This is a genomic window from Citreicoccus inhibens (assembly GCF_019039035.1).
In the GTDB taxonomy this organism is placed as follows: domain Bacteria; phylum Myxococcota; class Myxococcia; order Myxococcales; family Myxococcaceae; genus Citreicoccus; species Citreicoccus inhibens.
The window spans coordinates 76578-98501 of record NZ_JAHNZT010000015.1 but is presented as its reverse complement, the minus strand read 5'-3'; the positions used below and the strand labels follow the sequence as shown (position 1 = coordinate 98501).

Genomic DNA, 21924 nt, shown 5'->3' with positions numbered 1-21924 from the left:
GCTTGCCCGGAGAACTGGACTCCGCGAGTCAAGAGGGGGCAGGCATCCGGCAGGTCTTCCTGGGCAGGCACGGCGCTGGCGTGTAAGTGGGCGTCAGGACTCGGCCCCGCAGCAGGCCGCTACAGGCGCGTAGCGGAATACTTGCCAAACCCCCTCACTTGCTGATGATTGTTGAGGTTGGAAGCGCGCGGGCGGCGCCGCGGTGCATCCGCCAAGAGGACCATCATGGACCAGTTCGAGCAGAACAAGCAGGCCGCCAAGATTCGGGTCGTCGGGGCGGGCGGGGCCGGCTGCAACGCGGTCAACACGATGATTCTCGCCAAGCTGGACCGCGTGGACTTCATCGCCGCCAACACCGATGTCCAGGCTCTGGCCGCCAGCAAGGCGCCCACGCGCCTCCAGCTCGGACAGGCGCTGACCAAGGGCCTGGGCGCGGGTGCCAACCCGGAGATGGGCCGCGAGGCCGCGCTGGAGTCGAAGGATCAGATCGCCGCCGTGCTCGAGGGCGCGGACATGGTCTTCGTCACCGCGGGCATGGGCGGTGGCACCGGCACGGGCGCCGCGCCCATCATCGCGGACATCGCCAAGAGCCTGGGCTGCCTGACGGTGGGCGTGGTCACCAAGCCGTTCCTCTTCGAGGGCAACCGGCGCCGCAAGCAGGCCGAGCAGGGCATCGTGGAGCTCAAGGCCGCGGTGGACACCCTCATCACCATCCCCAACCAGCGCCTGCTGTCGCTCTCCAACGAGCCGATGCCGCTGCTGGAGACCTTCAAGCGCGCGGACGAGGTCCTGCTCAACGCCGTGCAGGGCATCAGCGACCTCATCCAGTACCACGGCTACATCAACGTGGACTTCGCGGATGTGAAGACCATCATGAGCGACAAGGGGCTCGCGCTCATGGGCACGGGCAACGCGTCGGGTGACAAGCGCGCGCTGACGGCCATGCAGCAGGCCATCTCCAGCCCGCTGCTCGAGGACGTGTCCATCGACGGGGCCACGGGTCTGCTCATCAACATCACCGGTGGCCGCGACATGACCTTGCAGGAGGTCAACGAGGCCCTCACGCTCGTCCACGACGCCGCGGACAGCGAGGCGGAGATCATCTTCGGCTCGCTCATCGACGATCAGATTCAGGACGAGGTGAAGATCACCATCATCGCCACGGGCTTCGTGCACCGGGACGCGCCGAAGGTGCGCAACATGGCGCCGGTGGTGCAGGTGCCGCTCATCAGCAGCCGCCCCCCGCCGTCCTCCGCGCTGACGGCGGCGCGCGAGGAGGTGGCCAGCCTGGTGCCCAGCAAGGGCGCTCCGCGTCCGACGCTGGCCGCGGTGGAGAACACCAAGCCCGTCGCCAGCTCGCGCACGTCCGTGGTGAAGGACGCGGCGCTGCCCATGGACGAGGACCAGTTCGACATCCCCACCTTCCTGCGGCGGCAGGGCCAGACGGAGCTGCCGTAGTCGACTAGCGAGCGGGGAGGCGCGCCACGCTGGCGGTGCCTCGGCCCGTGAGCCGGTCACACCGCGTGAAGAGCCCATCCACCTCCCCGTAGAGCGCGTCGATGCGCTCCGGGTGACGGGGGGCGGGAATCACGCCCGCGCCCGCCAGCTCGTCCAGGTGGAGCTCCGCGCGCTGGAGCAACTGAAGGGCCTTGAGCAGCGAGCGGCCCTGCTTCGTGCCGTCCGGGGTGAAGAGGTTGCCGCCCTGGTAGAGCGCGACCAGCTCATTGCGCGTGGCGTGGACCCGGTCCGCCACGCGACCCCGGTAGAGGTCCAGGCGCTTCGCGCGGCGAGCACCCAAGAGATCCACCACGCCGTCAGTTCCGTTCGAGGAAGGCATCACGTCGGGCAAGGTACGCATGCTCACGCAACCCCGCAAATTTACAGGGTTGTAGGGTCCTGTTGCGCACGCATGTGCGGCCTTGTCAGGCAGGGGGGCCACGGCTACGGTGGCCGCCCTTCGCGCGAGCTCGAGGTGTCCCGCATGTTCAAGAAGCTGCTCATCGCCAATCGGGGTGAAATCGCGCGCCGCATCGGCGCGGTGGCCCGAGGGATGGGGTTGAAGACCGTGGCCGTGTACTCGGACGCGGACGTGGACCTCCCCTTCGTCAAGGAGGCGGATGAGGCCGTTCGGCTGGGGCCCGCGCCGGCCAAGGACAGCTACCTCAACGTCGCGGCCATCCTCGCCGCGGCGAAGCAGACGGGCGCGGACGCCGTGCATCCCGGCTACGGCTTCGTGTCGGAGAATGGCGAGTTCGCCCAGGCCTGCGCGGACGCGGGGCTGACCTTCGTGGGGCCTCCGCCCGAGGCCATGGCGCGGATGAAGGACAAGAGCCAGGCGCGCAAGCTGGTGGCCGCGGCGGGCGTGCCCGTCGTCCCCGGCAGCGACGGCGTGGTGCCAGACGTGGCGAGCGCGCTGGCCGCCGCGGAGCGCATTGGCTACCCCGTGCTTTGCAAGGCCGCGAGCGGCGGTGGTGGCATTGGCATGGCCGTGGCGAACAACGCCGCGGAGCTGGAGAAGGTCTTCCGCCAGTGCACCGACCGCGCGAAGGCCGCCTTCGGGCGCGAGGGTGTCTACCTGGAGCGCTACTTCCCCGCGCCGCGCCACATCGAGGTGCAGATCCTCGGTGACCACCACGGCCACCTCATCCACTGCCTGGAGCGCGAGTGCTCCATCCAGCGCCGGCACCAGAAGGTGGTGGAGGAGGCCCCGTCGGTGCTCTTCGCGAATGGCCGGAACGCGGCCCTGGCGGAGACGCTCTTCACCGCGGCCGTCACCGCGGCCCGGACGTTCGGCTACGCCAACGCGGGCACGGTCGAGTTCCTGTACTCGGACGGGCAGGTGTACTTCATCGAGATGAATGCCCGCCTCCAGGTGGAGCACCCGGTGACGGAGCTGACCACGGGCCTGGACCTGATTGGCTGGCAGCTGCGCATCGCGGCGGGCGAGAAGCTGACGGTGAAGCAGGAGGACGTGAAGCGGCGCGGGGCCGCGCTGGAGTTCCGCATCTACGCGGAGGACCCCGTGAAGTACTTCCCGTCCCCCGGGCCGCTGAAGGTCTTCCAGCCGCCCACGGGCGAGGGCGTCCGCCTGGACTCGGGCTACGTGGAGGGCAACATCGTCACGCCCAACTACGACCCGATGATTGCCAAGCTCATCGTGTCCGGTGACACGCGCGCGCAGGCGATGGAGCGCTCGGTGGCGGCGCTCCAGTCGTTCAAGATTGAGGGCATCAAGACGAACATCCCGCTCCACCTGCGCATCGTGCAGGACCCGGCCTTCGGCGCGGGTGAGCTGGACACGCATTTCCTGGAGCACCACGCGAAGCCGTGAGCACGGCGTGCGTGACATTCACCCCTGAGGAGGCACTCGGCTATGGCGGACGTGGCGGCGCACATCACGGGCACCGTGTGGAAGATTGAAGTGAAGGTGGGCCAGCAGGTGAACGCGGGCGACGTCCTCGTCATCCTCGAGTCCATGAAGATGGAGATGCCGGTCGAGGCCACCGATGGTGGCACCGTGAAGGAGATCCGGTGCAGTGAGGCCCAGGCCGTCAACGAGGGCGACGTCCTCGTGGTGCTGGGCTAGGACCGCGCGCGGAGGGTCGAGCGGTGGAGCCGTCACTCGAAGTCGAGGACCGCGAGGGCGGCGTGAGGGTGCTGACCCTGCGCAACCCCGCTCGGCGCAACGCGCTGGATGACGCGCTGCTGGCCCGTCTGGACGCGGCGCTGGAGCCCGCGCCGCACGTCAGAGCGCTCCTCGTGCGAGGCGCGGGCGAGCACTTCTGCGCGGGCTATGACTTGTCCCACCTGGGCCCGCCCGGAGCGGATGGGCGGCTCCCGGACGACGCGCTGGTGGCGTGCCTGCTCAAGCTGGAGCGTCACCCGGCGCCCTCCGTGGCGCTGGTGCGAGGCGCGGCGGTGGGGGCGGGGTTCGACCTGGCCGTGGCCTGCGACTTTCGCATCGGCGGTCCGGATGCCTTCTTCATCATGCCTCCGGCGAGGTTGGGCATCGTCTACTCGCCCGAGGGACTCGCTCGCGCGGCGAGGCTGGTGGGCTTCGCGCACGCCAAGCAGCTCTTCCTCACGGCCCGCCGGCTGGACTGCCAGGACGCGCTGAGCTGGGGGCTGCTCGACGAGTGCCTCGAGGCCGAGGCGGCCGAGGCCCGCGCGCTCGCGCTGTGCGCCACGCTGGCGGGGCACGCGCCCAAGGCGGTGTCCGGGATGAAGGCGGTATTTGGATTGCTGGCGCGCTCGCCGCTGTCCGCCGAGGACCTGGGGCACGTGCGCGCCCTGCGCAGCGAGGCCTTCGCCAGCGAGGATGCGAAAGAGGGACGGGCGTCGTTCCTGGAGAAGCGAGCGCCGCGCTTCACCGGCCGCTGATACCGCCAGCCGGTGAAGGGCGCTTCGCCCTGCTCAGGTATCGCCGAACAGCTCGCCCATGCGCAGTTGCAGGGCGGAGGCAATCTTGTAGAGCGAGGAGATGGACGCGGACGACTCCGCGCGCTCGATCTGCGACAGCAGGGACACGGACAGGCCGGTACGGCGGGCGAGCTGCTTGAGCGTGAGCTCCTGAGTCTTGCGCGCGTCGCGGATGGTCCGGCCGATGGCGCGGTGGAGGTCCGCCTCCGGGTCCTGCGACAGGCCCTTCTTCTGGAGGGCGTTGCGCACGGCCGCGGTGAACTGGTCCGGCTCCATGGGCTTCTTGACGTAGTCAGAAGCCTGCGCCTTCAGCGACGCCACCGCGGTGTCCACCGTGGGGTAGGCCGTGGCGACGATGACCGCGATGTCCGTGTCGTACTTGCGGATCAGCTCCAGCACCTCGGTGCCGGACATCTGCGGCATCATCATGTCGAGGATGACGAGGTGGAAGTCGGAGCCACGGAGGATGTCCACCGTCTGGGTGGGGTCCGTGGTGGTCACCACCTCGTAGCCCTCACGGGTCAGGACCAGCTTGAGGTAGTCGCAGTTGTCCTGCTCGTCATCAACCACCAGGATGCGAATCTGCACAGCGTCTCCTCGCTGCAGGTTGGAATGGACGTCAGACGCTTCTTCTCTCGGCGCGGCCTCCGAGGAGGAGACCGCGCCACGTCGAGCCGGGACTCACTCCCCCGCTGTCGGCTTGTAGCCCACCATCGCCTTCTCCACGGCGCTTCGCCGTGAATCGCTGGCCGGTGCCATGTCGAGGAATTGGCGGTAGTGCTTCGCGGCAAGGTTCGTCTTGTTCAGACGAACATATGTCACACCCAGAAGGAACTGACATTCCGGATTTTGCGGAGCCAGCTTCTCGCACTGCTTGGCCTGCTCGAGCGCGGCCTCGTAGGCCTCGCGCTGCTTGGTGCGGATGAGGGCCTTGGCCTCGGTGATGAGCGTCTCCACCTGGGCATCCGTCGCCGCCGACGCGACCGGGGTCGGCCTGGCGGCCTCGACGGGCTTCTCCGTCGGCGGGGGGGGCGGCGGAGCCTCGACGGGCTTCGTCTGGGCGGCGGTGACCTGCGCGCTCAGGTCGGCATGGCGATCCGAGAACAGCGTGGTGGCCTTGGTCTCGGCGACCAGCTTGGCGGCCTCGGGGATGCGGTGGTTGTCGAGCGCGGCCTGCGCGAGCGTGAGCTTCTCGTCGTAGCCCCGCTCCGTGGCCACCTGCTGGGCCAGCGCGTTGGCGTCCTTGCTCAGGCCGCCCTTCGGATCGCGCATGGAGTCGAGGATGAGCTGCGCGGCCTGCAGGTCCTTGCGGGCCACCGCGGCGCGAGCCTTCTGGAGCTTCTCCTGCGCCGTCTCGACAGGGGCCGTGGGGGCCTGCTCGTCGGGCTTGGTGTCACCGGGCTCCACCTGCGCCTGCTTGGGAGGCGCGGAGTCCTCGGGCGGCGCGATTGGGGTGCCAGGGTCGGTGGCGGGCTGCGCGACCTCGGGCGGCTGCGTCGGCTGCGTGCCGCCCTGCGACCGCATCACCAGCAGGCCGCCGATGGCACCGCCCGCCAGCAGCACGACGATGGCGGCCACGAGCGGAAGCTTCGAGCGCGGAGCCTCGCCATCCTCTTCGGCGCCATCGGCCATCTCGCCGGGGCCGAGGAAGCGGAACTTCACGTGACCCAGCTCCAGCACGTCGCCGCTGGTCAGCGTGGCCTGGGCGTAGCTCTCACCATTGACGGTGAGGCCGTTGGCCGACTGCATGTCCAGGACGCGCCACTCGCCCGTGTCCTCGCGGACGACCTTGGCGTGGGTGCGCGACAGCGAGCGGTGGTCCAGGGCGATGTCGTTCTCGGAGGTCCGCCCGATGCGCAGCTCGGTGCGCACACAGTCGAACTCCTGGCCCTTGAACTCGGCGGGGGTGAGCACCACCAGCCGCGGTCGCTCGTCCGGGGGAACGACCTCCACCTTGCGCGGCCGGTCCGACTCCATCTGATCCATGCGGATGATGGCGGTGGCGTGGCGGCGGGCCTCGGCGGGAGAGGGCGGCGTGTGCCCAGGCTCGTCGCCCGACTCCTCCTCGTCTTCCTCGGGCTCTTCGTTCCCGGGCTGACGTCCCTCCAGCGCCTCGATGGCGGGAACGGTGGGGCGCATCGCTGCGAGCGCTCCATCCGAATCCGGCCGTCGCGGCGCGGGGACCTTGGCGGTGATGGGGCTGGGCGCGGCGTTGGCGGCGGCCTCGGTCTGCAGGGCCAGATCGTAGTCACCGATCTGGATGAGGTCGCCCTCCTTGAGGGACGACTGTCCCGCGACGCGCTCTCCGTTGATCCGGGTGCCGTTGTAGCTCCCCAGGTCCTCCACCACGACATGGCCGTTGAGGCGCATGAGTCGTGCGTGCTGACGAGACACGTTCCTCTCGGTCAGGCGGATGGTGTTTCCCTCCTGACGTCCGATCGTGATCTCGTCACGCACGAAGGGGACAACGGTCTTGCGCCCCTCGTCGTCTTCGATGATGAGCTTCAGCACGGGTCCAATCCACGTACAGCTATAGCAGAACGGGCTTTCCAGAGACAAGCCATGCATCCCCCCAAAACGACAGGGCTTTTGTCCAAAAGCGTGGGGCGGGCGGGGCCGTTGTCCATCGGTCGGTTGGCCGGGAAGGGGGCCTGGACGGGGCTTCCGTGGGTGACAGTGGCCCTCATGGCGCTCCTTGGCGGGGTGTATGCGGCGACCTCGGACACGGGGCCGGTCCGAGTGGACACGCTGGTGCGCTGGGGCGCGAAGGCGGGGCCGCTGGTGACGGAGGTGGGGCAGGGATGGCGGCTGCTCGTGGCCAATCTGCTCCATCGGGACCTGGCGCACCTGGGGCTCAACCTGTTGGTGCTGGCGGTGGTGGGCACCGCGGCGGAGCGCACGCTGCATCGCGGTGACTACGTGGCCCTGCTGCTCGGCTCGGCGCTGGGCACGATGGCCGGGTCGCTGTGGTGGTCCAGCGTGGTGAGCGTGGGGGCCTCGGGGATGATTTTCGGCTGCGTGGGGGCGCTCCTCGTGTTGGGGCGCAAGCCGCGCGGCGACGGAGAGCGGGGGCGCTACCGCTGGTTCTCTGGAGAGGGCGCGCTCCCCACGGTGCTCGTGTTCCTGTGGCTCGGGTGGACGAGCGCGGGCGTGGACAACGCGGGGCACCTGGGCGGGCTGTTGACCGGGCTGCTGGCGGGCACCGTGTTCTCGCCGCGAGAGCGTGCCGGCGACGTCACGTGGACGTCGCGGTGGCTGCGCCCGGCGGGGGTGGTGGCCCTGTCGCTGGGCGTCGCGGTGGGGGTGACGTGGGAGGGCTCGGGCTGGCACGTGGAGCGAGACGAGGGCTTCGGTGTGGCGGTGAGTCTTCCCTCGGGATGGCGGCGCGAGGAGGACGCGCATGGCCGACGCTCGTTCTCCAACGGGCTGCCAGGGCTGGGGCGGGCGACGTTCTCGGCGGAGGCCATCGAGGCGGGGGAGCCGGGCGATGGCGAGGTGCAGGCTCGCCACTTCCTGGAGGACGAGCTGATCGCCGGGGTGCCGGGGCCTCATGGACAGGTGCGGTCGGTCTCGGGGCCGGAGGCGGCGATGCTGGGGGGCAGGCCAGCCCAGCGCGTGCGCGCGGAGGTGGAGGGCGGCGCGGGCGCCACGTCCCTGCGGGCGTGGTTCGTTCCGCGCGGGGAGTGGGTCTACCGGCTCGTGTTCACCTGGCCCGCGAGCTATCCCGCCTATGCGGCGGTGGTGGACCGGATGGTGGCGGAGCTGCGCCTGGAGGAGCCGGCGGCGCTGCGTGAGGCTCGGGCGCGGGCGCTGCTGGTGCCGGGCGCGGTGGGGCCGCTGCGCGCGTTGGGTTCGCAGCTTCGCCGGTGGGGGTTGGCCCGCGAGGCGGTGGAGCCGCTCGCGTCCGCCATGCGGCTGGCTCCGGCGGATGTTCCGACGCGCGTGGAGCTGGCGCGGGCGCTCTTTGAATCGGGGCAGGTGGAGGAGGGCTGTCACGCGGCGGCGGAGGCGCGGGTGTATGGCCCCTCGGAGACCGCCGCGCTGGAGGCCGGGGTTCGCTGCGAGCTGGCCCGAGGGGACGCGGTGCGCGCGCTGTCTCGGTTGGAGGAGGCCCGTGCGGTGGACCCTCGCGATGCGCGGCTGCGCGCGGCAGAGGCGGCGTTGCGCGCGGCGCTGGATGTGCCTGGGCCGTGAGTGGCTGCGTCTCATGGCTCAGCGAGCGGCGAACGGGCGCAGCACGATGCCCGCGCTCGCGGTCCATTCGTTGCGGCGCGCAAGCCCGGCATCGCCCTGGATGACCGTGCCCGCGAGCCTCACGGCCACGGGCTGGTCGTTGAGCGCGAGGACCACGCGCTCCACGCTGCCCTCGGCGCGCGCGCGGAAGTGCGTTCCCTGCTCGAAGTCGTAGCTCCACCCCGCGAGCCCGGAGGCGTTCACCGTCCACCAGCCGTCCTCGCTCCGCCATCCCAGGTCCAGCCGCAGCGACGTGAACGGAGACACCTCGTGCTCGGTGCCGTTGGGGGTGTGCCGGAGCACGTGGCTCGCCGCCGGTCCCACGGCGAGCCAGCGTCGAGGGGAGTTCGCTCGCAGCGGGTCCACGAGCAAGCCCACCTGGGCCGTCTCCAACACCCAGCCCGGGCCCTCCCACGCGCGCCGCTCCAGGTGCCCGCCCTTCAGCGCCACGGCCACGTCGAACGGGAAGGGGATGCGCAGCGGTCGCGCGGTGGGCACGAGGATGAAGCCATCCTCCAGGTGCCGGCGCAGCAGCCCATCATAGGCCGTGAAGGTGTAGCCGGTGTGCTCGCCCTTCCACGTCTCCGTGAGGAGGAGGCGGTGGCGGTTGTACCAAGGGGTCCCCTTGCTCCGGCTCTCCTCGCCCGTGCTGAGCAGGAGGCCGGCGAGCACCTCGATGGCGGCGGGGCCAGGGCCGAGCCGCAGCCCGGTGCCCACCACCGGCCCGAAGTCTGGCTCGAAGCACGTCGCGAACACCTCCCCGCTCGCTGTCCGGCCCGTGCACGAGGGCCCCGCTCCCAGCGTGGCGGTGAGCAGCAGCGTCGTCAGGCCGAGCGCCAGCATTGAGGCTAGCCCTTCCCGTTCCCAGCGAGTGGCGCCGAGCGACGGACTGGGGCCCACAGCGAGAAGCGCAGGCCCGCCTGGGCGGACCACTCCCACCTCGCTGGCACGTGCGCCAGGTCGTCGCGCCAGGTGCCTCGGCCGTCGAGCACCAGGCTCACGGGCTGGTCGTTGATGGCCAGCAGGATGGCCTCGTAGCCAGCGTGCAGGCGCAGGCGCTCGGGGCGCGCCACGCGTCCCGCCACGGTCTTGGAGAGCAGCACCTTCTCCACCTCGGCCTCCACGCGCAGGTGGTGGAAGCCGTCCCGGTCGAGCGTCAGGTCGCCTTCGAGCGCCGCACCCGGCACAAGGGTGAGCTGGCGGCCCGTCAGGTCCCGCTCGACGGAGGGGCCGGCGCGCACACGGACGTACGACACGAGGTCTCGCGAGTGCCACAGGTCCAGCGAAGCGTGCACCGTGCTCAGGGCCAGGAAATCGGCCCGGGCGCCATCGCGGCGGACCTTCTCCAGGTGCATGGCCTCGGTCCAGACGCCCAGATTCAGGAAGATGTCGTGTCGCGCGGGCTCGCCCAAGAAGGTCGTCACGCGGACCAGCGGCTCGTGCTCCTCGGTGCGGAACTCGTAGCGCAGCATCGTCGCGTCCAGGGCGCTGTCGTCGCCCAGGTAGACCGCCGTGTCGAACAGCGTCAGCCGATGCAGGCGCGAGGGGCCTTGGGGCCACTCGAAGTCCATTCCGAAGTCCGCGCGCACGCGGTTGTCCTTGCCGGCGCCACCCTCGACCCAGCGGGGTGCCCAGGCGCCTCCCAGCCAGATGCGGCGGTGCAGATCGAAGTTGAACTGCATCACCCGACCTTGCTCATCGCGGTACCAGCCCGGCGGCGCGCTGGCGGTGGCGGGGAGCAATCGATACTCCCCCAGCGTGTCGAGGAGCGACTGGCTCACGACGCAGCCCTGGCTGCGCTCCAACGGGCGGTCGGTCTCCGTCCCCGACGCATCCAGTTCATTCAGAGGGGCGACCCGGCACTCGTGCTTCGCGCTGTCGCACTCGGCGGCGTAGTGGCCAGATGGGATCTGCTCGGTGGGCGGGAGATCGACGCAGTAGTGGATGCCCTCCCATTTCTGCGTGGGGAGGACCGGGGCCGCGGACTTCTGAGGCCGTGGCGCGGCCGTGGTCGGCTCGCCACCTGTCTGCGGAAGGGGGGCGGGAGCCGTCTGGTCGGCCTCCGCTTGCAGCGGGGGCGCGGGCGCGGGGGGCATCGTTTCGCCACCTTCCTGCCCGAGCAGGAGGGCACAGGTCAGGGCCGCGATGGAAGGCAGCATGGGTCTCCTCGGTCGGTGCGGCGCCGAGCGAGAGTGCCCGGAACCGTCGGGCGGCCAATACAAGGCCCGTGCCTTCGGCCGGGCCCCGGGCCTGCGCCCGTGGGGGCTGCCCGAGGTGTGCAGGCTTCTGCACAATGGCGCCTCACAGTGGCGCGAAAATGGCGCAACCCACCAAGGTCGACCGGCGGGGAGCGCGGGGATATAAGGCCGCGATCCCGCGCCGAGCGCGGGGCATCCGTCCCGGACGACGAAGGAGCACTTGCCCGTGGCAAGCGACGGCGAACAGCAGCAGCAAGAGCAGACCTTCACCGAGGCGCTTCTCGGCAAGGAGACCGTGTCGGGTGCCTGGGCGGCCAGATGGCGCGCGCTGCCCGCGAGCCTGCGCGTGGTGCTGGCGACGGCCGGCTTCGCCGCGCTGCTCTTCATCCCGTACCTGGGGGCCGTGGGCCTGTGGGACCCCTGGGAGACGCACTACGGCGAAGTGGCGCGGGAGATGATCCAGCGCCAGGACTACGTCTTCCCCTACTGGGAGAACGCGTGGTTCTTCTCCAAGCCGCCGCTCACCATGTGGATGCAGGCGCTGGGCATGCAGGTGGTGGGCACGCTGCGCACCGATGGCGCGCTGGCTCGCTACACGGAGTGGGGCATGCGCATGCCCTTCGCGCTCCTGAGCATCACGGCGGTGGCGCTGCTGTCGCTGGCGGTGTCTCGCGTGGTGAGTCGCCGCGCGGGGCTGGCGACCGGCTTCGTGCTGTGCACCATGCCGCTGTACTTCCTGCTCACGCGCCAGACCGTGACGGACACCCCCTTCGTCACGACGTTCGTGTGCGCCATGGCGTGCGCCATCATCGGGCAGCTCGATGAGACGACACGGCACCGCACCGCGTGGTGGTACGCCTTCTACGTGTTCGCGGGGCTGGCCACGCTGGCCAAGGGCCTCTTGGGCGTGGGGCTGCCCGCGGTCATCCTCGTGCTGTACGCGATCGCCGGCGTCATCCCGTGGGATGGCAAGAGCCTGGAAGCGCACCTGAATTGGCTGCGCGACTCGGAGTTCCGCAAGGACGTGCGTGAGGGGCGCAGGCCCATGCCGGTGCTGTGGGCGCAGATGTACCGGATGCGCCTGGGCACGGGCATCCTGGTGTTCGCCGCGGTCGCGGTGCCCTGGTACCTGACGCTGTGCCTCTTCGACGGCCTGGACGACGAGGGCAAGCTCTTCTGGTACCGCTTCTTCATCCACGACCACCTGAACCGCCTCACCGCGGGCGTGTACACGACGACGCCCGGGGGCTCGTTCGTGTACTTCATCGAGCAGGGTGGCTTCGCCATCTTCCCGTGGGTGGCGCTGGTGCCGGGCGCGTTCGCGGTGGTGTCGCGGCTGCGGCTGCGCTCCGCGTCGAAGGCGGACCACCTGGCGCTCATCGCCGTGCTGTGGGTGGCCTTCGCGTTCTACCTGCTGGGCTCCAGCGCGACGAAGTTCCACCACTATGTGTTCCCCGTCCTCCCGGGGATGGCGGTGCTCATCGCCCTGTTCGTGGACAGGCTCTGGGAAGAGGGCATCTCGGCGCACGCGGTGAGCCTCATCTTCGGGCTCGTCCTGTTCATCCTCGTGGGCAAGGACCTGGCGGAGAACCCCAAGGACTTCACCGACCTGTTCGTCTTCAACTACGACCGGCCCTATCCCACGGACCTGGTCACGAAGCCCCTCTCGCTGTTCTCCTCGCGGCCGCTGTGGTCGGGGGACGTGGTGACGCTGGTGCTGCTGGCGTTCGGCGTCTACCTCTCCATCGATGCGTTCATGGGGCGCTCGCGGCGGTCGCTCGGCGCGCGCGCGGTGGCGCTGCTGCTGCTCACGTGCGGGTTGGCCACGCTGGGCGGCGTGTCCTCGCAGGGGCAGGTATCCGCGATGCTGCTGTTGGGGGCCGCGCTCGCTCTCACGGGAGGCTACGTCTTCCTGACGGTCATGCGGCCGGGCACCGAGGAGAGCCGAGGCGGCTATCAGGTCCTCGCGGCCGGGTTGGTGTTCGTGGGCGTGTCGCTCGCGGCCCGAGGGTTCCGCGTGGCGGGCACGGCGGATCCGCTGTTCCGGTCGCTGTCCGAGCCCATCAACGCGAAGGCCGCCATGGGCTTCGCGTTCGCGGTGGCTGGCATCCTGGCGGCGGTCGCGTCGCTGATGCGCTCGCGCGTCCTGCTGTTCAGCTCGTTCTGGGGCCTGGCCGCCAGCTTCGCGCTCTGGTTCAACTGGGGCCAGTGGGTGGACCTGTCTCACCACTGGACGCAGCGGGACCTCTTCTGGCGCTACTACGGTCAGCGCAACGCGGGCGAGCCCATCGCGGCGTTCATGATGAACTGGCGCGGTGAGACGTTCTACTCGCGCAACACGGTGGAGCAGTTCCGCGCTGGCGACGCGAACATGCGCATGCGCCAGTTCGCCGCGCGCCCCGGACGCGAGTGGGCCTTGGTGGAGCACAACCGCCTGAACCTGCTGCGCAACGCGGTGGGCGCGGACAAGACGGTCACGCTCATCGACCGGGACATCAACAACAAGTTCGTCCTGGTGACCATCGAGTGAGCGCCCGCGCGGTGCCTCGTGTGGGCGGCACGTCCGAGCCCGCATCCGCCGCGGAGCCGGGTGGCATCCGCGTGCAGGGATTGGGCAAGTCCTTCGGTGAGCGCGTCGCGGTGGAGGGCCTCACTTTCGAGGTGAGGCCCGGTGAGGTGTTCGGTCTGCTGGGGCCCAACGGCGCCGGCAAGACGACCACGGTGCGCATGTTGACGGGCCTGCTGCGACCCTCGGCGGGCGAGGCCGTGGTGTGGGGCCATCGCGCGGCGCATGACGGCGAGGCGCTGCGCAAGGTGGTGGGGCTGCTCACCGAGCAGCCCGGCCTCTACGATCGGCTCACCGCGCGCGAGAACCTGCGCTTCTTCATGAAGCTGCACGAACTGGACGAGGCGACGGTGTGGCCTCGGGCACAGCACTACCTGGAGCGCTTCGGGCTGGCGGGGCGCGAGGATGATGCGTGCGGCGGCTTCAGCAAGGGGATGCGCCAGAAGCTGGCCATCATCCGCACGCTCGTCCATGACCCGAAGGTCATCTTCCTCGATGAGCCCACCAGTGGCCTGGATCCGGAGTCCGCGCGCACGGTGCGCGACGCGGTGGCGGAGCTGGCGGCGGAGGGGCGCACCATCATCCTCTGCTCGCACAACCTCGCGGAGGTGGAGCGGCTGTGTGAGCGCGTCGCGGTGGTGAAGCGGCGACTGCTCGCGCTGGGGTCGGTGCGTGAGCTGCGCCGCGCGGGGCAGGCGTTGGAGGTGCGCGTGGAGGGCGAGGCCGAGCGGTTCCGTTCGGTGCTCAGCGCGCTGTCCTTCGCGCCGGGCGTGTTGGCGGAGGGGGGGCGGCTGCGAGTGCTGCTGGCGGACGAGGCGCATGCCCCGGACGTGGTGGCGTGTCTGGTGGGCGCGGGCGCGCGGATTCACAGCGCGGTGCCCGCGCAGCGCCCGCTCGAGGAGGTCTATCTGGATCTGCTGAAGGAGGATGTGACGTGAGTGGAGCGTTCCGTCCCCGGCGCGCGCTGGCGGTGTTTTGGAAGGACTTCCTGGACCTGCGCAAGAACGTGGGCCTGTTGGTGTCCATGGCGGTGCTGCCCGCGGTGATGGTGACGGTGCCCATCGGCGTGGTGTGGACGTACGTGCGTCAGCCGGACCACGCGGACCTGCGCACGGTGGCGCTCTTCTATGACCCCACGCTGCCGCTCAACGTGAGCGCGGCGCGCTTCCTCATCGACAAGTCGCTCACCGACTGGTTCGGCATGTTCCTGGTGATGCCGGTGTTCGTGCCCATCCTCATCGCGTCCCAGAGCGTGGCGGGGGAGAAGGAGCGCCGGACGTTGGAGCCGCTGCTCGCGTCCCCGGTGACGGCGGCCGAGTTGGTGGCGGGCAAGAGTCTGGCGGCGCTGATGCCCGCGGTGGCCATCACCTGGGTGGCGTTCGTGCTGTTCTGCGTGGGCGTGGACGTGGTGGCGTGGCCGCTGGTGAAGGCGCCGCTGATGCCCAACGCGCTCTGGGGCTTCGGGGTGTTCGTGCTCGCGCCGCTGTTCGCCTTCTTCGGCAATGGGGTGGCCGTCATCATCTCCGCGCGGGTGAGCGAGGCGCGCATGGCGCAGCAGCTCGCGGCGCTGGTGGTGTTGCCGCTCGTGGGGCTGGTGGGCGGGCAGGTGGCTGGCGTCCTGAAGGCCGGGGCGGGCTACTACGCGCTGGAGGGCGCGGTGGTGCTGGTGTTGGACGTCGTGCTGCTGGTGGCCAGCATCCGGCTCCTGGACCGCGAGCGCCTGGTGGCTCGCTGGGGCTGAATCACCCGGCGACCGACCGGGCAAACCCTTGTGAAGATGGTATCTTGCGGCACCGGACGCGGGACGAAAGCGGGCGCGCTTTCGTTCTGGTGGTCATGCATTTAGTGGGCGTGGTTGGCGGTGCGAGTTGATGGGCCGCCAGGGCGGCCACGGAGGCGCTGAAAGCAATGGGGATCTTCGACAGCATCAAGGGCGAGGCGAAGCGCAACTTCATCGCTCGGGCGGACGAGGCCAAGGGGCAGATCGTCTACAAGTACCCGGAGAAGAACGTCCGGATGCTCACCCAGGTCACCGTCGCCGCCGACGAGGTGGCGCTGTTCGTCAAGGACGGCAAGGTGGAGGGCAAGCTGGGGCCCGGCCGTCACTCGCTGGACACGAACAACATCCCGTTCCTGTCGCGGCTGCTGGAGGGCTTCACCGGCGGCAACATGTTCATCGCGGAGATCTTCTTCGTCTCCGTGCGCGAGCACACCGGCCTGAAGTTCGGCGGCCCCATCGGTGACGTGCGCGACCCGGAGACGGGCCTGGGCATTGGCACGATGGTGTACGGCGACTTCTCCATCCGCGTGACGGAGCCGGAGAAGCTGGTGGTGGGCCTGGTGGGCATGGGCCGCTCCAGCAACGAGGAGTTCGTCGGCTGGTTCAAGAACCAGGTGCTCAAGGTGATGCGCGATCGCATCGCCGAGCTGCTGGTGAAGAAGAAGTGGCCGCTGCTGGACGTGACGAGCGGCGCGTACACCGAGGAGATCGAGACCGAGGTCATCGCCGGCCTGAAGCCGCACGTGGATGACTACGGCCTCACCGTGGTGCGCATGGGCAACTTCCACGTCAGCATCAAGGACGAGGACGAGGCCACGCTGAAGAAGCTGTCCAAGGACGTGGCGTACTCGCGGCTCGCGGGCGGCTTCCAGCAGTACGCCCAGGGCCAGGCGATGCTCGGCGCGTCCGAGGGCATGGCCAAGGGCGGTGGCGGCTCGGACGGCGCGCTCCAGGGCATGGGGATGGGGATGGGCTTCGGCATGGCCCAGATGTTCTCCAACTCGCAGCAGGCCCAGCAGCGCGTCCCGGCGGCGGAGCCGACGCCCGCGGCCCCTCCGGCCGACACGCGCTCGCCCGCGCAGCGCCTGAAGGAGATCAAGGAGCTGAAGGACGCTGGCGTGCTGACCGACGAGGAGTACAACGCCAAGCGCGCGGAGCTGATGAAGCTCCTGTAGCGCGCTCGCGCGAGCGGCCAGTCCTCAGGGAGGAGACTGGGGGCTGGCCAGCCGCAGGTGCGCGTAGAGCGTGTCCGCGAGCAGGTAGAGGAACGGGGCGTCGCCGAAGGCCAGCGTGTCGCCGTCGTGGAGCACCACCTGGGCGCGGAAGCCCAGCGGCGCGCTGTTGATCCACGTCCCGTTCATCGACTGCGCGTCGCGCACCGTGAAGCCGCCCGTGCTCGCGTTCCAGCGCAGCGTGGCGTGGTGCTGGGAGACGGACGGGTCCGGCACCACGAGGTCGCAGTCGGCTCGGCCGACGGTGAACTCCTGGCCATCCGCGGTGGGCTGGAGGAAGTGGACCTCCAGGTTGTCGAAGTCGCGCAGCATGGCCAGCAGCCGCTCCGTCATGCGGCTGCGGTGGGCCATGCCCACGGTGCGCACCCCCGTCATCTGCGCGGCGATGTTGCGGAACACGGGGTCAACGGGCTGCTGGATGAGGGCCACGGGCCCGGACGCTGCCCTGAACGCATCCAGCGAGGCCCCGGCGAAGGGGCGGAGCTGATTCACGGACACCATGGCGTCCCACCCTACGTGCAAGCGCTGGGGACGCAAAGGATTCCGCGCGCGGCGCGCCCGCTTGCCGTCATGCGCCGGGGGCCGTGTTCGCCGGAGCGGTGAAGTTTTCCAGACCGGGCGCGGGCTTCGCGCCCGTGGGCGGCGGCGAGGCGGGCGTGGGCGGCGTGGTGAAGTTCTCCAGGCCGGGCGCGGGCGGCAGCAGGTCCTCGATGCGCTTGAGGTCCAGCTTCATGGGCACCTGGAGCGTGGTGCCCAGGCGAAGCAGCAGCACGTCCGGCGCGATGCCCTGCTCCCCGAGCGCCTGGGCCACCTCGCGGGTGGACAGGGCATTGCCGCGCGCCCACAGGCCCTTGAGGAAGGCGCCCGCGTCGGGCGTGCGCCACCACGCGGGGCCGAAGCGCGCCTTGAGCTGCCCCTGGAGCTGCCCCGCGAGGAACCACGCGCGGAAGCTGTCCGCGGACTGGAAGAAGTCCTCCTGGTCCACCAGATAGCGCGCGACATCCTCGTCGCTCATGGGCACGTCGTCGGTGCGCGTCATGAGGGTGCGATACAGCTCCTTCGGATCCGCCTCCACGCGCCGGTGCAGCTCCAACTGGTAGAGCAGGCGGCCCGCCGCGTGACGGATGAGGTACAGCTTGTGCGCGCTGGAGGCCGCCAGGTACTGCGCGCGCTGCTCGCCAATCACGCCCGCGTGCTCCTCGAGCCACACCGGGTCCTCCAACAGGTCCTCGAACAGCGCCGAGTACGCCTCGCCCACCGTGGGGTTGCCCAGGCGCGCCAGCTCGAAGCGGGACTCCTGGGTGAAGGCCGCGTGCAGCGTGTGACCGAACTCGTGCAGCACGCGCGCCTGATGCAACACGCCCGTGCCCGGCTTGAAGGACATCCGCACGTCGGCGGGCACCTGCACCGGCAGCGACAGCGGACGCGGGTTCTTCCGGGGCAGGTCGCGCGCGTCGATCTTCACGTTGGGCATGGCGTCCAGGTCGATGCCCATGCCGGCCACGGTGCCGTGCGCCTTGAGCAGCGCCTCGCCCTTGGGGAACGCGTCCTCCACCTCGCGCGCGCGGAACAGGCGCGGGATGTCCGCGCGGGTAATCTGGTTGAAGGGCAGGCCCAGCTCGCGCTGGCTCAGGCGCTCCATCACCACGCGGTACGGCTCCTGCGTCGCCTGGAGAATCTCCTCGGCCAGCTTCGCCAGCCGCTCCAGGTCCGTCTGCCGCAGCTCGCTGCCGAAGGCCTCGTAGGACTCGAAGCCCATCTCGCGCACCAGCTCCTCGGTGCGCAGCTCGCGGCGGCGCAGCGTCTGGTTCAGGCGCTCCAGCGCGGGGGTGGCCGCCGCGTACAGCGCGCGCCGCTTCGTCGCGCTGCGCTCGTTTGCGAGCAGGCGCTCCAGGTCGCGGTAGCGCACCTCGCGCCCGTCCACGCTGAGCGTCAGCGAGGCCTCCAGGTTGGCCGCCGCGTCGTTCAGCTCCGCGAGCGCGTGCGACAGGTACTCGCCCGCGAAGTGGCTGTGCAGCGCCGTCAACGCGCGCAGCTCACGCGGGTCCTTCGTGAGCTGGCGCAGCCGATCGATCTTCCGCAGGTTCTCCAGCGAGAACAGCGCCTCCTTGCCCGCATACGTCCCGGCCACGTCCACGTGCCGGCCCTCCGTCCAGTAGACCCAGACGAGGCGATACTGTTCTTCAAGGAGTTTCTCGGATTCCAGGGACAGCGCTCGGACCTCCTGGGTCAGGCGCTGCGCCTCGCCGACGGGCTGGACCGGTGTCGCGGGAGGTGCCTTGGGACACGCGGTGAGGCAGAGCGCCAGGGCGAGGAGGGCGGGAATCCTTGGGTGCATGCGGGGCCCCATGTTACTTCCGCCGTGCCCATGCCCAACCCCACTCAATGGCGGGCTGCTCGGGGCCGCCAGGCCCTCTACTCCGCCCTGCGCCGCTTTTTCACTGGCCAGGGGTACTTGGAAGTGGACACCCCCCTGCTCGTGCCCGCGCCGGGCATGGAGCCGCACATCACCGTCTTCGAGGCGCCGTTCGTGCCGGAGACGGACGTGGGTCGTGCTCGGACGCTCTACCTGCACAGCAGCCCCGAGTACGCGATGAAGCGCCTGCTCGCCGATGGCGACAGCGGGCCGCTGTTCCAGATCTGCAAGGTGTTCCGCAACGGCGAGGTGTCGCCGACGCACAACCCCGAGTTCACGCTCCTGGAGTTCTACCGGCCCCAGGCGGACTACCACGCCATCATGGCGGACCTGGAGGCGGCGCTGGCGGAGGCAGGTCGCTCGGCGGCGCCCGGGGCACCGGGCGCCGACCCGTCCTTCTTCACGCGCACGCCCTACGAGCGGCTCACGGTGCGCGACGCCGTCCTGCGCGCCACGGGCGTGGACCTGCGCGAGCATCCGGATGGGCGCTCGTTGAAGCGGGCGGCCGAAGCGGTGGGCGTGCGCACGTGGGATGCCGAGTCTTTTGACGACGTGTTCTTCCACCTCTTCCTGCAGCGCGTGGAGCCGGGGCTGGGCCATGAGCGGCCCACGTTCCTCATCGAGTACCCGGCCTCGATGGCCGCGCTGTCGCGGCTGAAGCCGGGCGAGCCCCAGGTGGCCGAGCGCGTGGAGCTGTACGCGAAGGGGCTGGAGCTGGCGAACGGGTTCTCCGAGCTCACGGACGCGGTGGAGCAGCGCGCGCGGCTGGTGGAGGAGCAGGAGCTGCGCCGGCGGTTGGGGCGCTCGGTGTATCCGTTGGATGAGCGGTTCTTGGAAGCGGTCGGACGCATGCCGCCCTCGGCGGGCATCGCGGTGGGGCTCGACCGAATCCTCATGCTGCTGCAGGGGGTCCAGCGCATCGAGGACGTCCTCTTGTTCCCCGCCCACGAGTTCGTGTGATTCGCGCTCTCCTCCAGACGGCTTTCGCTGGGACGTCCGCGGTGGGACTCACCGGCGTGTTCTCCGTGGTGGTTTCGGCGCACTCGCTGCGAGGCGCCCCCGCGTCCGCGGACGCGGCGCTGCACACCTGGGGCAAGGCGGTGCTCGCCTCGGCGGGCGTGCGCCATGAGGCCCACGGGCTGGAGCACATCCCGCGCGAGGGCAACGTCATCTTCGTGTGCAATCACCAGTCGCACTACGACGCGCCCCTCAACTTCGCGTACATCCAGAAGCACACGCGCTACGTGGCCAAGGAGGAGCTGTTCCGCATCCCCGTGTTCGGCCCGGCCCTGCGCATCGCGGGCAACATCCCGGTGCGGCGTACCGGCGGCGAGGAGGACCGCGCTCGGTTGGCGGAAGCCGTCACGGCCGTGCGCGAGCGCGTCAGCGTGTTGTTCTTCGCGGAGGGCACGCGCAGCCCGGATGGGGAGCTGAAGCCGTTCAAGAAGGGCGCGGCGACGCTGGCCATCCAGGCCGGCGTGCCCGTGGTTCCCCTGGCGGTGTCCGGGACGCGGCTCATCCTGCCCAAGGGGAGCCGCGCTGTCCGGTGGGGCCAGCGCGTGGCGCTGGTGGTGGGCGAGCCCATCCCCACCCAGGGGCTCACGATGGAAGGCCGCGACGCGCTCACCCGGCGCCTGGAAGGCGCGGTCGCACAGCTCTACGCCGAGGCGCGCGAGCGCTCGGGAGACATCCCATGAAGAAGACAGCGCAGCAGAGCAGCTATCAGTTGCATCCCTGGCACGGCGTCACGCCGGGCAGCGAGGCACCGGAAGTCGTCACCGCGTACATCGAGATCGTCCCGACGGACGCGGTGAAGTACGAGCTGGACAAGGAGTCCGGCATCCTCAAGTTGGACCGGCCGCAGCGCTTCAGCAGCCAGTGCCCCTCGCTCTACGGCTTCATTCCGCAGACGTACTGCGACGAACTGGTGGCGAAGCGCTGCGCCGAGCGCACGGGCATGCGGGACGTGCACGGCGACCGTGACCCCATCGACATCTGCGTGCTGACGGAGAAGGTCGTCTCCACCGGCAACCTGCTGGTGCGCGCGGTGCCCGTGGGTGGTTTCCGGATGGTCGACGGCAACGAGGCCGACGACAAGATCATCGCGGTGCTGGAGTCCGACCTGGTCTACGGCGAGTTGCAGCACATCGCGCAGCTGCCTCGTCCGCTGCTGGATCGCCTCAAGCACTACTTCCTCACCTACAAGCAGCTGCCAGGCGAGGGAAAGCGCAGCGTCGACATCGCGGAGGTCTACGACCGCCCCGAGGCGCTCGAGGTCATCAAGCGCAGCATGAAGGACTACGAGCGCGTCTTCGGCAACCCGAAGCCCGCGCCCGTCACCAAGCGGCGCGCGAGTCCTCCGCCCGCGCCTGCTCGGCGCAAGAAGAGCGGCAAGTAGCCGTCGCGCGGAGCCGCGCTCCCTCGGCGGACGTCGGGGAGCGCGGAGGACGGGCGATTACGAGCGGCGGGCGCGGCGCGCGGTGGGCGCGGCCTGACGCTTGCCCCGGGCTGGAGCGGCCTTGCGCGCGGGGCGCTTGGGCGGGCTCACCTTCTTGGGGGGGCTGGCCTTCTTCGTCGCGCCGCGCACCTTGGCCACGGCCTTCTTGGCGACCTTCTTCACGCTCGCCACGGCCTTCTTCGCGGCGGCCTTCACTCGGGTGGCGCGGCTCGGGGTGCTCCCGCGCTCCGCCTTCGCGGCCAGCTTCTTGGGCGCGATGGCCTGATAGCTCTCGTCAATCCATGCCTTGAGCACGGACACGGGCGCCTGCGCGCCCGAGTCGAAGCGCGCCGTCACCCAGCCACTCTTGCCCAGGCCGTAGTCGGCGGGCTGCGTGAAGGGGAGCATCAGCGCCGCGCCGCCCGACTCCGGCAGCTTGACGGACAGGCTCAGCTTCGCGCCGTCCACGCTCATGAACAGGAACGTCTTGTCCTTCACCTTGATGGCGCGATGTCCCCACGGGAAGTCCTCGTGAGCGCCGGCATGGCTCATCGCGTGTTCGCGCAGGGTGGCTTCGATCTTCTGAGTCTGGGTGTCTTTATCCGCGGGCATCGGGGCAACCTTGTTTGCCATGGAAGGCATG

At 70.1% G+C, this 21924-nt stretch carries 20 protein-coding genes; 12 read left to right on the top strand and 8 right to left on the bottom strand.

Annotation, left to right across the window (positions count from 1 at the left end):
* Positions 1 to 225 precede the first annotated feature (225 nt).
* Complete coding sequence (ftsZ, locus tag KRR26_RS19250; protein WP_120202188.1) at positions 226 to 1458, top strand: cell division protein FtsZ; 1233 nt, start codon at positions 226 to 228, stop codon at positions 1456 to 1458.
* 4 nt (positions 1459 to 1462) lie between these two features.
* Here the strand turns inward: ftsZ and KRR26_RS19245 are convergent, their stop codons facing one another.
* On the bottom strand, positions 1463 to 1858 hold the full coding sequence (locus tag KRR26_RS19245; RefSeq protein ID WP_233576611.1) for a hypothetical protein: 396 nt from the start codon (positions 1856 to 1858) through the stop codon (positions 1463 to 1465).
* Positions 1859 to 1981: 123 nt separating this feature from the next.
* Between KRR26_RS19245 and KRR26_RS19240 the strand changes: the two genes are divergently transcribed.
* Genes KRR26_RS19240 through KRR26_RS19235 form a run of 3 tightly spaced genes read left to right on the top strand, consistent with a single transcriptional unit; the run spans position 1982 to position 4380 of the window.
* Entirely contained in the window at positions 1982 to 3331 is a 1350-nt protein-coding gene (locus KRR26_RS19240) for an acetyl-CoA carboxylase biotin carboxylase subunit (protein WP_120202183.1), read from the top strand.
* Between the two features lie 42 nt (positions 3332 to 3373).
* Positions 3374 to 3586, top strand: coding sequence for a biotin/lipoyl-binding carrier protein (locus KRR26_RS36895; protein ID WP_120202181.1), 213 nt, complete (start codon positions 3374 to 3376; stop codon positions 3584 to 3586).
* A 23-nt stretch (positions 3587 to 3609) separates the two neighbouring features.
* On the top strand, positions 3610 to 4380 hold the full coding sequence (locus tag KRR26_RS19235) for an enoyl-CoA hydratase/isomerase family protein (protein ID WP_120202179.1): 771 nt from the start codon (positions 3610 to 3612) through the stop codon (positions 4378 to 4380).
* Between the two features lie 33 nt (positions 4381 to 4413).
* Here KRR26_RS19235 and KRR26_RS19230 read toward each other — a convergent pair whose 3' ends face one another.
* Both KRR26_RS19230 and KRR26_RS19225 read right to left on the bottom strand, forming a co-directional pair.
* On the bottom strand, positions 4414 to 5007 hold the full coding sequence (locus tag KRR26_RS19230; protein ID WP_120202177.1) for a response regulator: 594 nt from the start codon (positions 5005 to 5007) through the stop codon (positions 4414 to 4416).
* A gap of 93 nt (positions 5008 to 5100) precedes the next feature.
* Positions 5101 to 6930, bottom strand: coding sequence for an FHA domain-containing protein (locus KRR26_RS19225; RefSeq protein ID WP_328707170.1), 1830 nt, complete (start codon positions 6928 to 6930; stop codon positions 5101 to 5103).
* A 174-nt stretch (positions 6931 to 7104) separates the two neighbouring features.
* On the opposite strand from KRR26_RS19225, the gene KRR26_RS19220 reads away from it, so the two are divergent.
* Complete coding sequence (locus KRR26_RS19220) at positions 7105 to 8613, top strand: rhomboid family intramembrane serine protease (protein WP_233576601.1); 1509 nt, start codon at positions 7105 to 7107, stop codon at positions 8611 to 8613.
* 18 nt (positions 8614 to 8631) lie between these two features.
* Here the strand turns inward: KRR26_RS19220 and KRR26_RS19215 are convergent, their stop codons facing one another.
* Both KRR26_RS19215 and KRR26_RS19210 read right to left on the bottom strand, forming a co-directional pair.
* Positions 8632 to 9495: a hypothetical protein gene (locus KRR26_RS19215; RefSeq protein ID WP_217080482.1), complete on the bottom strand. Its 864-nt coding sequence runs from the start codon at positions 9493 to 9495 to the stop codon at positions 8632 to 8634.
* Positions 9496 to 9500: 5 nt separating this feature from the next.
* On the bottom strand, positions 9501 to 10811 hold the full coding sequence (locus KRR26_RS19210) for a hypothetical protein (protein ID WP_217080481.1): 1311 nt from the start codon (positions 10809 to 10811) through the stop codon (positions 9501 to 9503).
* A 265-nt stretch (positions 10812 to 11076) separates the two neighbouring features.
* On the opposite strand from KRR26_RS19210, the gene KRR26_RS19205 reads away from it, so the two are divergent.
* From KRR26_RS19205 to KRR26_RS19190, 4 genes are all read left to right on the top strand, one after another.
* Positions 11077 to 13380 (top strand): ArnT family glycosyltransferase, encoded by a 2304-nt coding sequence (locus KRR26_RS19205; RefSeq protein ID WP_120202367.1) that lies wholly within the window; start codon positions 11077 to 11079, stop codon positions 13378 to 13380.
* Positions 13381 to 13445: 65 nt separating this feature from the next.
* Complete coding sequence (locus tag KRR26_RS19200; protein WP_407931727.1) at positions 13446 to 14354, top strand: ABC transporter ATP-binding protein; 909 nt, start codon at positions 13446 to 13448, stop codon at positions 14352 to 14354.
* A complete protein-coding gene (locus tag KRR26_RS19195) occupies positions 14351 to 15157 on the top strand; it encodes an ABC transporter permease subunit (protein WP_120202166.1) in 807 nt (268 codons plus the stop codon). Before KRR26_RS19200 ends, KRR26_RS19195 begins: the two co-directional genes overlap by 4 nt.
* Positions 15158 to 15324: 167 nt before the next feature.
* A complete protein-coding gene (locus KRR26_RS19190; RefSeq protein WP_120202164.1) occupies positions 15325 to 16371 on the top strand; it encodes an SPFH domain-containing protein in 1047 nt (348 codons plus the stop codon).
* A 24-nt stretch (positions 16372 to 16395) separates the two neighbouring features.
* Here the strand turns inward: KRR26_RS19190 and KRR26_RS19185 are convergent, their stop codons facing one another.
* Together KRR26_RS19185 and KRR26_RS19180 are read right to left on the bottom strand one after the other, a co-directional pair.
* Positions 16396 to 16929, bottom strand: a complete 534-nt coding sequence (locus KRR26_RS19185) for an FHA domain-containing protein (protein ID WP_217080480.1) — start codon at positions 16927 to 16929, stop codon at positions 16396 to 16398.
* Positions 16930 to 16996: 67 nt separating this feature from the next.
* Entirely contained in the window at positions 16997 to 18766 is a 1770-nt protein-coding gene (locus KRR26_RS19180; protein ID WP_236068785.1) for a chromosome segregation protein SMC, read from the bottom strand.
* Between the two features lie 30 nt (positions 18767 to 18796).
* On the opposite strand from KRR26_RS19180, the gene epmA reads away from it, so the two are divergent.
* From epmA to KRR26_RS19165, 3 genes are read left to right on the top strand one after another with little or no spacing between them, the layout of a single operon-like run.
* Positions 18797 to 19804: an EF-P lysine aminoacylase EpmA gene (gene epmA, locus KRR26_RS19175; RefSeq protein ID WP_120202157.1), complete on the top strand. Its 1008-nt coding sequence runs from the start codon at positions 18797 to 18799 to the stop codon at positions 19802 to 19804.
* Positions 19801 to 20541 (top strand): lysophospholipid acyltransferase family protein, encoded by a 741-nt coding sequence (locus tag KRR26_RS19170; RefSeq protein WP_217080478.1) that lies wholly within the window; start codon positions 19801 to 19803, stop codon positions 20539 to 20541. The genes epmA and KRR26_RS19170 overlap by 4 nt, the downstream gene beginning before the upstream one ends.
* Entirely contained in the window at positions 20538 to 21242 is a 705-nt protein-coding gene (locus tag KRR26_RS19165) for an inorganic pyrophosphatase (RefSeq protein ID WP_233576594.1), read from the top strand. Before KRR26_RS19170 ends, KRR26_RS19165 begins: the two co-directional genes overlap by 4 nt.
* A 57-nt stretch (positions 21243 to 21299) precedes the next feature.
* Here the strand turns inward: KRR26_RS19165 and KRR26_RS19160 are convergent, their stop codons facing one another.
* Positions 21300 to 21893, bottom strand: a complete 594-nt coding sequence (locus KRR26_RS19160; protein WP_120202153.1) for an MmcQ/YjbR family DNA-binding protein — start codon at positions 21891 to 21893, stop codon at positions 21300 to 21302.
* Positions 21894 to 21924: the final 31 nt, after the last annotated feature.

Coding starts and splice junctions, on each gene's coding strand:
- ftsZ (WP_120202188.1), top strand. CDS start 226: ATGGACCAGTTCGAGCAGAACAAGCAGGCCGCCAAGATTCGGGTCGTC.
- KRR26_RS19245 (WP_233576611.1), bottom strand. CDS start 1,858: ATGCGTACCTTGCCCGACGTGATGCCTTCCTCGAACGGAACTGACGGC.
- KRR26_RS19240 (WP_120202183.1), top strand. CDS start 1,982: ATGTTCAAGAAGCTGCTCATCGCCAATCGGGGTGAAATCGCGCGCCGC.
- KRR26_RS36895 (WP_120202181.1), top strand. CDS start 3,374: ATGGCGGACGTGGCGGCGCACATCACGGGCACCGTGTGGAAGATTGAA.
- KRR26_RS19220 (WP_233576601.1), top strand. CDS start 7,105: ATGGCGCTCCTTGGCGGGGTGTATGCGGCGACCTCGGACACGGGGCCG.
- KRR26_RS19215 (WP_217080482.1), bottom strand. CDS start 9,495: ATGCTGGCGCTCGGCCTGACGACGCTGCTGCTCACCGCCACGCTGGGA.
- KRR26_RS19210 (WP_217080481.1), bottom strand. CDS start 10,811: ATGCTGCCTTCCATCGCGGCCCTGACCTGTGCCCTCCTGCTCGGGCAG.
- KRR26_RS19190 (WP_120202164.1), top strand. CDS start 15,325: ATGGGGATCTTCGACAGCATCAAGGGCGAGGCGAAGCGCAACTTCATC.
- KRR26_RS19185 (WP_217080480.1), bottom strand. CDS start 16,929: ATGGTGTCCGTGAATCAGCTCCGCCCCTTCGCCGGGGCCTCGCTGGAT.
- KRR26_RS19180 (WP_236068785.1), bottom strand. CDS start 18,766: ATGCACCCAAGGATTCCCGCCCTCCTCGCCCTGGCGCTCTGCCTCACC.
- epmA (WP_120202157.1), top strand. CDS start 18,797: ATGCCCAACCCCACTCAATGGCGGGCTGCTCGGGGCCGCCAGGCCCTC.
- KRR26_RS19165 (WP_233576594.1), top strand. CDS start 20,538: ATGAAGAAGACAGCGCAGCAGAGCAGCTATCAGTTGCATCCCTGGCAC.
- KRR26_RS19160 (WP_120202153.1), bottom strand. CDS start 21,893: ATGCCCGCGGATAAAGACACCCAGACTCAGAAGATCGAAGCCACCCTG.